11 protein-coding genes are annotated in these 11,731 nt (G+C 60.4%); 5 read left to right on the top strand and 6 right to left on the bottom strand.

Translation table 11 applies throughout. The features are described 5' to 3' along the window. Positions 1-195 precede the first annotated feature (195 nt). Positions 196-633, top strand: coding sequence for a DUF1489 family protein (locus PDO_RS03560; protein ID WP_007597921.1), 438 nt, complete (start codon positions 196-198; stop codon positions 631-633). Between the two features lie 118 nt (positions 634-751). After that, a complete protein-coding gene (locus tag PDO_RS03565; protein ID WP_007597923.1) occupies positions 752-1,378 on the top strand; it encodes a tyrosine-protein phosphatase in 627 nt (208 codons plus the stop codon). A 118-nt stretch (positions 1,379-1,496) separates the two neighbouring features. Here the strand turns inward: PDO_RS03565 and PDO_RS03570 are convergent, their stop codons facing one another. Genes PDO_RS03570 through PDO_RS03590 form a run of 5 tightly spaced genes read right to left on the bottom strand, consistent with a single transcriptional unit; the run spans position 1,497 to position 7,469 of the window. Next, the gene (locus PDO_RS03570; RefSeq protein ID WP_007597925.1) at positions 1,497-3,014 is read right to left on the bottom strand and encodes an ABC transporter substrate-binding protein; all 1,518 of its coding nucleotides are present in this window, start codon (positions 3,012-3,014) and stop codon (positions 1,497-1,499) included. 23 nt (positions 3,015-3,037) lie between these two features. Then, on the bottom strand, positions 3,038-4,738 hold the full coding sequence (locus PDO_RS03575) for a dipeptide ABC transporter ATP-binding protein (RefSeq protein ID WP_007597927.1): 1,701 nt from the start codon (positions 4,736-4,738) through the stop codon (positions 3,038-3,040). Then, positions 4,735-5,586, bottom strand: coding sequence for an ABC transporter permease (locus PDO_RS03580; RefSeq protein ID WP_007597929.1), 852 nt, complete (start codon positions 5,584-5,586; stop codon positions 4,735-4,737). Before PDO_RS03580 ends, PDO_RS03575 begins: the two co-directional genes overlap by 4 nt. Next, a complete protein-coding gene (locus tag PDO_RS03585) occupies positions 5,583-6,521 on the bottom strand; it encodes an ABC transporter permease (protein WP_007597934.1) in 939 nt (312 codons plus the stop codon). Before PDO_RS03585 ends, PDO_RS03580 begins: the two co-directional genes overlap by 4 nt. A gap of 54 nt (positions 6,522-6,575) precedes the next feature. Beyond that, on the bottom strand, positions 6,576-7,469 hold the full coding sequence (locus PDO_RS03590; RefSeq protein ID WP_007597936.1) for a proline iminopeptidase-family hydrolase: 894 nt from the start codon (positions 7,467-7,469) through the stop codon (positions 6,576-6,578). A gap of 147 nt (positions 7,470-7,616) precedes the next feature. On the opposite strand from PDO_RS03590, the gene PDO_RS03595 reads away from it, so the two are divergent. Both PDO_RS03595 and PDO_RS03600 read left to right on the top strand, forming a co-directional pair. Next, positions 7,617-8,399, top strand: a complete 783-nt coding sequence (locus PDO_RS03595; RefSeq protein WP_007597938.1) for a helix-turn-helix transcriptional regulator — start codon at positions 7,617-7,619, stop codon at positions 8,397-8,399. Between the two features lie 28 nt (positions 8,400-8,427). Continuing rightward, entirely contained in the window at positions 8,428-9,375 is a 948-nt protein-coding gene (locus PDO_RS03600) for a proline iminopeptidase-family hydrolase (protein ID WP_052023373.1), read from the top strand. 257 nt (positions 9,376-9,632) lie between these two features. On the opposite strand, the gene PDO_RS03605 is transcribed toward PDO_RS03600, so the two are convergent. Continuing rightward, complete coding sequence (locus PDO_RS03605) at positions 9,633-10,523, bottom strand: LysR family transcriptional regulator (RefSeq protein ID WP_007597941.1); 891 nt, start codon at positions 10,521-10,523, stop codon at positions 9,633-9,635. Between the two features lie 113 nt (positions 10,524-10,636). On the opposite strand from PDO_RS03605, the gene PDO_RS03610 reads away from it, so the two are divergent. Next, positions 10,637-11,731: L-talarate/galactarate dehydratase (locus PDO_RS03610; protein WP_085995732.1), on the top strand; the 1,095-nt coding region annotated here is incomplete at its 3' end.

Here is an 11,731-nt window from a genome sequence, read left to right on the forward strand (position 1 = left end):
CCATGCGGCAGACCGGCAATGACATGAACGAGAAATACAAGGAAACCTCGCTCGGCGGTCTTGCCGTCAATGTCGTCGAATGTTGACGCACCTGCCGTTGCCGGCGGCGATCCGCGGGATCGATCGGTTGGGGAGGGTAGGGCCTGCGGCACAAGCGCCTCTTGACGGCGGCGTGGAACCGTCTATCTCCGGGGCATGACGCTTCATCTGATCAAGCTCTGTGTCGGCTGCGATGCCATCGAAGACCTGCGGGAATGGGTTGCCGAGCGCGCGCTGATTGCGGTCGCCGCCGGCCTTCAGCCGCAAAGCAGCCACGTCACCCGCATGGCGCCGAAGCGTGCCGAAGAACTGCTCGACGGCGGTTCCCTCTACTGGATCATCAAAGGGCAGGTGGCCGCGCGCCAGATGCTGCTCGACATCAAGACCTTTACCGGCGGCGATGGCATCAGCCGGTGCGAACTGATCCTCGGCCCGGAAGTGATCGAGACCTCTCCCGTGCCGCGTCGTCCGTTCCAGGGCTGGCGCTATCTCGAGCCGGATGCAGCCCCGCGCGACCTCGGCGCCTCCGGTGCCAATCTCGAAGACATGCCGGACGACTTGAAACGCGAACTGGTGGAACTCGGCCTGCTCTAGGCTGCGGATCAATTTTGGCCTGCCGGCTCAGATGTGTTGATCTGCACTGCTCGACGCCACAGGAAAGCCTTGCTGCGCGGTCATAGGCATCTGGTCTTGTGGTTGGGATCTGCGAAAAATGTCGAATACGGCTGGAGTTGAAACACCGATCGTGAACGCGAGCGGGGAGTACGCTGGCCGTCTCCTGTTAAAAGCTCTCAAGCGTTTTGGCATTTTCGTCGCTGCAGTTTGCCTCGCCTACGGCGTCTATATCGGGGTCACCTTGCTGCGCGGCAATTTCCACGAAATCCTGCCAGGGCAATACTACCGGTCGGCACAGCTGTCGGGTGACGCGCTCGGCCAGTATATCGACCAGTACAAGATCAAGACTGTGATCAACCTGCGCGGCGAGCATGTCGGTACGCCTTGGTACGATGGGGAAGCTGCGGCCACCGCGTCGCGCGGTGCGACACTGGTCAATTTTCCGATGTCGGCCTTGAAGGAACTGAAGGCGGAGGATGTGCAGCGACTGCTTGGCATCCTGAAGACCGCGCAGCAGCCGGTCCTGGTGCATTGTGCGTCGGGCGCCGACCGCACCGGTCTAGCCTCGGTGATCTTCCTGCAGCAGGTCGCCGGCGTTGACGAAGAGACCGCCGAATGGCAACTCTCGCCGATCTACGGCCATATCGGCCTGCCGTTCCTCGGAGCCTATGCGATGGACGATACCTGGGAAGCGCTGGAAAAGGTGATCGGCCTCGACAGCTGAGCCGCGCGATCGTTAGGTTTTCGATGCCGGCGTTGATGAAACAACATGATATCGCCATCCAGATCCATCATTCGCTGCGCAAACAGCGAATGATGTTTTCGAACAGGTTGCCGACGGCTCAGTTCTTGACAGTGTCTTCGAGGAAGAAGCGGCCGAGCGGGTTCTGGTAGAAGTTCTCGATATTCTTGCGCGACACGTTGATGTAGGGGCTGTAGTAGAGGTCGACCCAGTGCACGTCGTCCTTGGCTGTTTTCTGGATGTCGACGTACATGGCTTCGCGCTTGGCGGGGTCCAGCTCGAGGCGGGCTGCGGCGACCATGTCCTTGACCTTGTCGCTGTTGTAGCGGGTCATGTAATTCATGTTGGTGTCATGGCCGAGCACGAAGGTTGTCTTCTGGTCCGGGTCGAGAATGTCGTTGGTCCAGTACATCACCGAGATGTCGTAGTCGCCGGCCACCAGCATGTCCCAGCTCTGGCTCGGGTCGACCTTCTGCAGGTTGACCGTGACGCCGGCCTTGGCCAGTTGCTGCTGCAGGAGAACGGCGATCTGCTCGTCGACCTCGTTGCCGGCATTGACGATATAGTTCAGCGACAGATCGGAGGCACCGGCTTCGGCCAACATGGCCTTGGCCTTTTCCGGCTCGTAGGGATACTGGTCGTTGGCGTCGTAGTGATAGAGCGAGCCCTTGGGGATGTAGGAATTGGCGACGGTGCCGAGGCCGAAGGTCACGGTATCGACGATCGCCTTCTTGTCGATCGCCATGTCCAGAGCCTGACGGACTTCCTTCTTGGCCAGCGCGCCATGCTCATGGTTGATCAACAGATGATCCTCGCGGGTCGAGGTGTCGATATGCACCTCGAGGTTCGAATCCTTCTTCAGTTCCTCGACACGCGAGAAAGGCACGAAGATGGCGGTGTCCAGTTCGCCGGCCTGCACATTGAGCATGCGGGTATTGTCGTCAGGCACCGAGATCCACTCGACACCGTCGAGCTTCACCCGGTCCGCCTGCCAGAAATTCGGGTTTTTCTCGAGAATGACGCGGTCGCCGCGGCGCCATTCCTTGACAATGAACGCGCCGGATGAGGCAATCGGCTTCTCGGCGAAAGCTTCCTCTCCGGCTTCTTCAAGGCCCTTCTTGGAAAGGACGGAAACATTCGGCAATGCCAGCGTCGAGAGGAACGGCGCCGACGGCGTCTTCAGCTTGACGACCAGCGTCTTGTCGTCGGCCGCTTCAGCGGTGTCGACGACCTTGTAGCTGTCGCTCCACAGCGAGCCTTCATTGTCGCGGATGCGAAGCAAGCTGAAGGCTGCGTCGCCTGCCGTGATCGGCGAGCCGTCGGAGAACTTGGCGTCACGCATCTTGAACGTATAGGTCAGGCCGTCATCGGAAATGGTCCAGCTTTCGGCAAGGCCGGGCTCCAGCTTGGTGCCGGTCTTGTCAACGCGCACCAGCACGTCGAAGACGTTGGAGAATACCCAGTTGTCAACGTTCTGCGCCGACTTGATCGGGTCGAATGTGGTCGAGTCTTCGCGCCGGCCGATGGTCAGCACGCCGGCCGCTTGCGCCAGTGTTGATCCCAGCGTCAACATCGCGAGCACGGTGGCCACGCTGACGGTCTTCCAATTGCTTGTCATGTCGTTCGTTCCCTTTGTTGTTATCAGGCAGTCAAGAGATGCGGTATGGTCTCCGCCGGCAGGCCACCCATGAGAGGCTTGATGAGGGGCTTGTCCGGGTCGATATCGGGAATTGCGGCGATCAGCGCTGCGGTATAGGCGTGCTGCGGTCGGGCAAAAACATCCTCGCAGCGGCCCTCCTCGACGATCTGGCCGCGATACATGACCACCACCCGGTCGCAGAGGTTGCGGACGATGGCGAGGTCGTGGGCAATGAACAGAAGCGTCAGATTCATGGCGCTCTTCAGGTCGCGAAACAGATCGATGATCTGTGCCTGGATGGTCACATCTAGCGCCGCGACGCATTCGTCCGCAATGATCAGCTTCGGATCGACGGCCAGCGCCCGGGCGATGCCGGCGCGCTGGCACTGGCCGCCGCTCATCTGTTGCGGGCGGCGGGTGGAGAATTCCCGGTCCAGCCCGACCAGATCGAGCAATTCATGGACGTGGGCGGGTATCCGGTTGGCCGGCACCTTGTTCTGCACCGCCAAAACTTCTGCCAGCATCGCGCCGATGCTCATGCGCGGGTTCAGCGCGTTGTAGGGATCCTGAAATACCATGGCCGTCTGCGTGCGGATCTTTGCCAGTGCCTGGCGGCGCTGCTGGGCGAGGTCCAGACCCTCGAAGCTGATATGGCCCGAGGACAGCGGCGTCAGGCCGAGAATGGCACGCGCCAGCGTGCTCTTGCCGGACCCACTTTCACCGACGATGCCGACTGTTTCGCCGGGCATCACGCGCAGGCTGACGCCATTGACGGCGGCTACATGGGACTTGCCGCTCTTCAACAGGTTGAAACCGGGAGTCGGGAAGCGAACCACGAGATCATCGATTTCGAGAAGCGCACGGGCGCGCGTTTTCGGTGCTTCCACGACGATTGGGGAAGCAGTTTCCTCCGGCATGGACGGGTGGCTCTCGAGCAGGCTGACGGTATAGGCATGCTGCGGGTTCGACAGGACCTGCCGCTTGTCGCCGAGTTCAAGCAATTGGCCATGACGCAACACGGCGATCCGGTCGCAGGTCTGGGCGACGATGCCGAGATCATGGGTGATGAGGATGATCGACAGGCCGCGCGCGTCGCGCAGGTCCATCAGCAGCCTGAGGATCTGCGCCTGGATTGTGACGTCGAGCGCTGTCGTCGGCTCGTCGGCAATGAGGATTTCCGGATTGCAGGACAGCGCCACCGCGATCATCGCTCGCTGGCGCATGCCACCGGAGAATTCATGCGGGTAATTGTCATACTGCCGCTGCGGATCGGGAAAGCCGACCTGGGTGAGGATGTCGATGGCCATGGCTTTCGCATCGCGGCGTGACTTGCCCTGATGATAGCGAATGCCTTCCGCGATCTGGTCGCCGATGCGCATCACCGGATCGAGATGGCTGGTCGGGTTCTGGAACACCATGCCGATCTCGGCACCCCGTACCGTCCGCATGGCATCGTCGTCCAGCACTGTCAGGTCGCGGGCGCCGAGTATCACGGACCCACCGGTGATGGCGATCGCCCTCGACGGCAGCAGCTGTACCAGCGCCCGGCAGATCATGCTCTTGCCGGAGCCGCTTTCGCCGACCAGCCCGAGAATTTCGCCGCGGCCGAGATCGAAGGACACGGCATCGATGAGCTTGCGCGTTTCACCGTCGAGCATGGCGTGTACGGTCAGGTCGCGGATGGAAAGGATCGGCTCGTTCATTCTCGGACTCCCAGCCATTCACCCAGCCCATCGCCGAGAAGGCTGAAGCCGAAGGCCAGCACGACGATGGAGAGGCCGGGAAACAGGGTGATCCACCAGGCGGTGGTGATGAAGCTCTGGCCCTCGGCAACCATGACGCCCCATTCGGCGACGGGCGGCTGCACGCCCAGCCCGAGATAGCTGATGGCGGCGCCACTGAGCAGCACCAGCACCGCGTCCGACATGGAAAACACGATCGATCCGGCAATGGCATTCGGCAGCAGGTGCCGGAACATGATGCGGCTGCGGCCGAAACCGAGACTGACGGCGGCGACCGCATAGTCGCTGTTCTTCAGCACCAGCATCTGCGCCCGGATCAGCCGAGCGTAGGAGACCCAGCCCACCAGCGCCATGGCGATATAGAAGCTCGACAGGCCTGGCCCGAGAATGGCGATGATCGACAGCATCAGCACAAGGAAGGGAAAGGCGAGGATGATATCGATCAGCCGCATGAAGATCGTATCGACGATGCCGCCGAAGAAACCGGCGATCGTGCCGATGAAGGTCCCGATCAGGAACGGGAAGGCCACGCCGATGACGGCGATCTGCAGGTCGATGCGCGTACCCCAGATGATACGCGAGAAGATGTCTCGACCGAAATTGTCGGTGCCGAAAGGATGGGCCAGGGAGGGCATGGCGAGCCGGACGGTGGCATCCTGATAGATCGGATCGTAGGGCGCGATCAGCGGTGCGGCGAGGGCGACCAGGAGAAACAGTCCCAGAATGCCGGCGCCGGTGACCAGGGTCAGGTTGCGCCCCAGAAATCGGTTCCACGATACAGTCATGCGGGGAGTGGTGGCGGCTGTCATAAGCGCACTCTCGGATCGAGTGTCACGGTGATGATATCGGCGAGGAAGTTGACCAGCACGGTGGCGCAGGCAAACACCATGGCGACGCCCTGGACGACCATGTAGTCGCGCGAGAAGATGGCGCGCACCAGGAGTTGCCCCATTCCCGGAATGGCGAAGACGGTTTCGACCACGACGGTGCCGCCGATCAGCCAGCCGATATTGACGGCCAGCAGATTTATGGTCGGCACCAGCGAATTGGGCAAGACATGGCGCCAGAAGACGATGCTTTCCGGCATGCCGCGCGCGCGCGCCGCGGTCGCCAGATCCGATTGCAGCTCGACGGTCATCGCCGCTCGCAGGCTGCGCGTCAAAACTGCCGATAGCGACAGTGCAATCGTCAGGCTCGGCAGGACTAGGTGAGCCGCCTTGTCGAGAAAACTGTCACCATAGCCGGAGACCGGCAGGACGCCGAGCTTCACCGAAAACAGGATGATCAGCATCAGCGCCAGCCAGAAGGGAGGAAAACCGATGCCGAGCGTCGAGACGACACGCACGGCGTGATCCGGCAGGCGGCCGCTGTTGCGTGCCGCGAGCGCTGCCATCGGAACGGCAATCAGGATCGACAGCAGGACGCTGGCCAGCACCAGCACCAGCGTCGGTTCGATGCGGGTCAGGATCAGCTTCAGCACGTCGATCTTGTAGAGGATCGACTTGCCCATCTCGCCCTTGCCGAGATTTTGGACAAAATAGAAATATTGCAGCCAGATCGGCTCATCGAGACCGTATTGGGCGCGGATGCGGGCAATCGCTGTCGGTGTGGAACGGGCGCCAAGCAGCACGCGGGCAGGATCGCCGGGGATCAGCCGGACGAGGATGAAGGTGATGACGCTGATGCCGAACAGCACCGGCAGAAACTGCAGCGGGCGGAACAGCACGAACCTATAGCGGTGCATGGGTCTGCACCTTTCCGGCCTGTCGGCCTTGAACCGAGTGTCGCACGCTGCCGATCATGCCGTGGTCCTGTGGCGCGCCAGGAAATCGACAAGCACCGGATAGTAGCCATCCGGGTTTTCATAGAACGGCATGTGGCTGGCATTGTCGATGACGCTCAGTTGCGCGTCGGGAAGGTTCAGCTTCATGCGAAGCGCGCAGGCCGGCGTCAATTCGTCGTGCTCGCCGCAGGTGATCAGCACGGGGACGGTGATTCTGGGCAGGTCCGGCACACGGTTCCAGTCCTTCAGATTGCCGATATAAAGGAATTCGTTCGGGCCCTGCATCGTGCTGTAAGGCCCCATGTTCCAGTCGTCGAGGGAGCGCTTGACCGGCGCCGGCCAATCCGAAAGCCGGCAGACATGGCGGTAGTTGAGAAGTGTGATCGCCGCCAGATATTCCGGGTGATCAATGCTGCCGCGCGCCTCATGCTTCTGCATCATCGCCACCGTTTCGGAGCCGAGTGCGGCCCGCAATCGCTCGAGTTCCAGGATCAGATGCGGCATGTCGGCAACGGTATCCTCTAGGATCAGCGTCTTGAGGTTTTCCGGATAGGTCAGTGCATAGTCGATTGCGAGCCAACCGCCCCAGGAATGGCCGAGCATATGCACCTTGCCGAGGCCCAGCGCCTTGCGCACGGTCTCGGTTTCCTCGACATAGCGGCCGATGGTCCACAGCGCCGTGTCGGTCGGACGGTCCGACGCGCCGGTGCCGAGCTGGTCGAAGGCAACGACGCGGTAGCCCTGATCGACGAGGCAGGAATGGGCGTCGCGCAGATAGTCGCAGGGCAGGCCCGGCCCACCATTGAGACAGAACACCGTGTCCGGACCCGAGCCGAAACTGTAGGCGACAACCTTGTGGCCTATAACGTCAATCTCGATCCGTTCATCCGGTTCCATCTCGCGCCACATCTTGGCTCTCCTGCCTGCCGCAAACACTGCTCATCTTTTCAGCAAGGCTAATTTTTAGCGTTTTATCGGTTCCGCACCAGCTATAAGAAGTGATAGGATGAGATCTCTGCTGCACTACAGATCCCGGTTCGACATTAGGGTTTGCGCATGTTTGACGATATTGGCTCGATCCGATCGCGGCTCACCGCGGGTGAGACCCTGGACGGGCGGATCGACACCGCGTTCGAGGTCATCAAGGGTTTCGGCTTCGACGCCCTGATTTACGACTATACGCCGATTCCCTACGATCTCGACGGCGCATTGATGCTGCCTTCGCTGCTGAAGCTGCGCAACATTTCCGAGGATATGCGCGAATACTGGTTCGAGCGTGAATATTTCCGCATCGACCCGGTGCAACTGCTGGCGATGCGCACGACCACGCCCTTTTTCTGGAACTACGACCACAAGGCCGGGACGCAGATCAACCGCTTCCTCGACGAGCGCAGCGCGCCGGTGTCACGCTACCTGCATGAGCGCAACATGTCCTGCGGCGTGACCGTGCCGGTGCATCTGCCACGCGGCGACTGTGCGACGGTCACTGGCGTGCGCTTCGGCGCGGGCCGCGGGTTCCAGAGCGACGCGGACCGCCATATGGCGGATTTCGGCCTTTTGGCACATGTGTTCCACGAAGCCGCCTTTGCAGCCTTCGACGAGACGGCGAAGACTGGAGCGCGCGCGCACCTGACGAACCGCGAGCGCGAGTGCCTGAGGCATTCGGCGGAAGGCCTGTCGGCCAAGGAAATTTCCCGCATCATCGGCCGCTCGGTTCCAACAGTTGTCATGCACCTCAACGCCGCCGCCAAGAAGCTGGGGGCGAAGAACAGGACGCAGGCCGTGGTGCGCGCCACGCATTACCGGCTGCTGGAAGAGCCTCCATCCTATTACTTGTGATAGCTGCCGCGAGCTGAATCAGGAGGCTATGCTTTCTCCATTGGAACAACCGCATGGAGATGAAGACGTGGCACCGGTCGAAGTTCAGGAATCCTACCTGCCGTTTCGAGGCTATCAGACCTGGTACCGGATCACCGGATCGCTGGGTTCGCCGTTGCTGCCGCTCGTCGTCGCTCATGGCGGGCCCGGCTGCACCCATGACTATGTCGATAGTTTCAAGGATATCGCTGTACTCGATGGCCGCCCGGTCATCCACTACGACCAGCTCGGCAATGGCAATTCGACGCGACTGCCGGAAAAAGGCCCGGATTTCTGGACGGTCGACCTGTTTCTCGAAGAGCTGGATGCGCTGCTGAAACATCTCGGTATTGCGGAGCGTTACGCCTTTCTCGGCCAGTCCTGGGGCGGCATGCTCGGAGCCGAACATGCGGTGTTGCGACCGAAGGGGCTGAAGGCTCTGGTCATCGCCAATTCACCCGCCAACATGCACACCTGGGTCTCGGAGGCCAACCGCTTGCGCCGCGACCTGCCGGTCGAGGTTCAGGCGACGCTTGTGAAACACGAGGACGCCGGAACACTCACCGATCCGGACTATATCGCCGCCTCGCGTGTCTTCTACGATCGCCATGTCTGCCGCGTCTCGCCATGGCCGCCGGAAGTGGCGCGCACCTTCGCCATCATGGACGAGGACAATACCGTCTACCGCAACATGAACGGTCCGACCGAGTTCCACGTCATCGGCACGATGAAGGACTGGACGATCGAGGACCGACTGCCACAGATCGAAGCGCCCACCCTACTGATCTCCGGTCGTCACGACGAGGCAACGCCCGAGGTGGTGCGCCCCTATGTCGAGCGCATACCGGGGTGCCGCTGGGTCGTGTTCGAGCAGTCCAGCCACATGCCGCATGTCGAGGAGAAGGACCTTTGCCTGGCAACGGTTTCAGACTTTCTCAAACAGCACGATCGGGGTTGAAGGAGCGATATTGCGTGATCGCAATGTCGGCAGTTTTTATCAGGAGCCCCTGCTAGCCGGTACTTGATACATTGTTCCTGAAGCCACAGATTCGCAGCACTGGCGGATTTAGTTCCGTCCAATGATGGTTGGTTTAATTCCGTTCAAGAGCATGACTTGTTGTGCAATTGCTGGTAGCGGAAGGTCGCGATGGGACTGATATAGCAACCGAAGTCAATCCTCTGTCGCATTGCGTCGTCTCGACAAATTTGAATTTTCTACCGTGTCTCAATAGCGGAACTTGCGATCTGGCGTATCTCCCAAAGCAGCGGATTGCGATTGTCATCGCTCCATATGAGGTGAAGCTCGGCGATGCACTCATCAGAAAGATCGAGCGGACGGAAGACGATGTTGTCGAAGCAAGCATTTTGCGTTTCTGCCGGGACGATCGCCAGACCTATTCCCGCACTGACCAGCGACAGGATCGCCTGTGAGTGGGTCATGCTCTGAACGATGCGAGGCGTGATCATGTTTTCCGCAATGAGCCTTGCCAGTTTGTCGTGCAGGTACCGGGCCGGAGCGGAAAAGGTGATGAAGGGTTCGCCGTTAAGTGCATCCAAGGTCGGCCGGCGCGTGGCCGCGAGCGGGTGGGCACGCGGGATGGCGAGCATCAGCGGCTCACGCGCAACGCAGATGTTTTCTAGATGGTTGGGGCTGGCAAGAGGGCGTGAAAAGCCAATGTCGATATCGCCAGCATTAATAGCCTGAAGCTGCTCGGATGTTTCCATCTGCACCAGTTCAAGCTCAATCTGCGGTGCTGCCATGCGCGCCCGGCTTATGAACTTCGGCAAAAAGCTGTAGGTGGCAGCCCCAACGAAGGCAATCTTCACTGATCCGGCGCTACCGCGCGCTGCTCTTCGTGTCGCGATTACGGCCGCATTGCTTTGCTCCAGCAATTTTTGGGCTTCTGCAAGAAAAGTCATTCCGGCAGCCGTAAGTGAGACTCGTCTGCTGGTCCGCTCCACCAGCGTGACATCCAGTTCCTGTTCCAGAAGTTTGATCTGTCGACTAAGCGGCGGCTGGGTGATGTTTAGCCGTCTGGCAGCTCGGCTGAAATTCAGCTCGGATGCCAGAATGACGAAGGATCGGACCTGTCCCATATCCAGCATCTATTCAAATCCTGTATCAATATCCAAGAATAATCGATTTGGACTTAAATTGATTGGGAGGGTATTAGTCAAGCTAGGACATGGCCCGGCAGGGCCGAGCAATGGGTGGAGCCATGGATACGCAATCCGCAAAAACGAATGATCTGTCCCAGGCTGTTTCGAGCGATCAGATTGCCTGGATCAAGTTATCGTCGATCTTTCTGCCGCTGAAGACCCCTATAAGCGATGCGAAAGTGCTGACCGGGCGGCAGAAACCGTTGACGGAAGTGGCGTTTCTGTTTGCCGAAATCGAGACGAAAAACGGCCATAGCGGTATAGGTTTCAGCTATTCCAAGCGTGCCGGCGGGCCGGGGCAGTATGAGCACGCCAAGGAAATCGCCCATGTGCTGATCGGTGAGGATCCGAGCGATATCTGCAAGTTGTGGAACAAGCTGTGCTGGGCAGGAGCTTCCGTCGGGCGCAGCGGGCTTGCGGTACAGGCGATCGCGGCTTTCGACGTAGCGCTATGGGATCTGAAGGCCAAGCGGGCCGGCCTGCCGCTCGCTAAGCTGCTCGGCGCACATCGTGACAGCGTGCAATGCTACAATACATCCGGTGGCTTTCTATCTTCGCCGATCGAGGAAGTGCTCGACAATGTCGAGAAGTCGATCTCGGCCGGCATTGGCGGCATCAAGATCAAGGTCGGGCAGCCGGATATGGCAGTGGACCTGAAGCGCGTAGCGGCGGTGCATGACAGGATCGGCGGACGGGCTGCGATGATGGTCGATGCCAACCAGCAATGGGATCGCCCAAGCGCCATGCGTTTCGGCCGGCTGATGGAGCCTTACAATCTCACCTGGATCGAGGAGCCGCTTGATGCCTACGACGTCGAGGGGCATGCAGCGCTGGCAGCCCAGCTCGATACGCCGATCGCGACCGGCGAGATGCTGGCAAGCGTGTTGGAGCATATTGCGCTGATCCAGAACAATTCGGTCGACTTTATCCAGCCGGACGCACCACGCGTCGGCGGCATCACCCAGTTCCTGAAAATCTGCGCGTTGGCGGAGGCGAAGAAGCTGCAGCTTGCGCCGCATTTCGCCATGGAGATCCATCTGCATCTGGCCGCAGCCTATGAACTGGAGCCATGGGTGGAGCATTTCGACTGGCTTGACCCGCTGTTCAATGAACGACTTGAGATACGGGATGGCCGGATGCTGGTGCCGAACCGG

Origin of the sequence: Rhizobium sp. PDO1-076 (genome assembly GCF_000247475.1) — a bacterium.
Lineage (GTDB): Bacteria > Pseudomonadota > Alphaproteobacteria > Rhizobiales > Rhizobiaceae > Allorhizobium.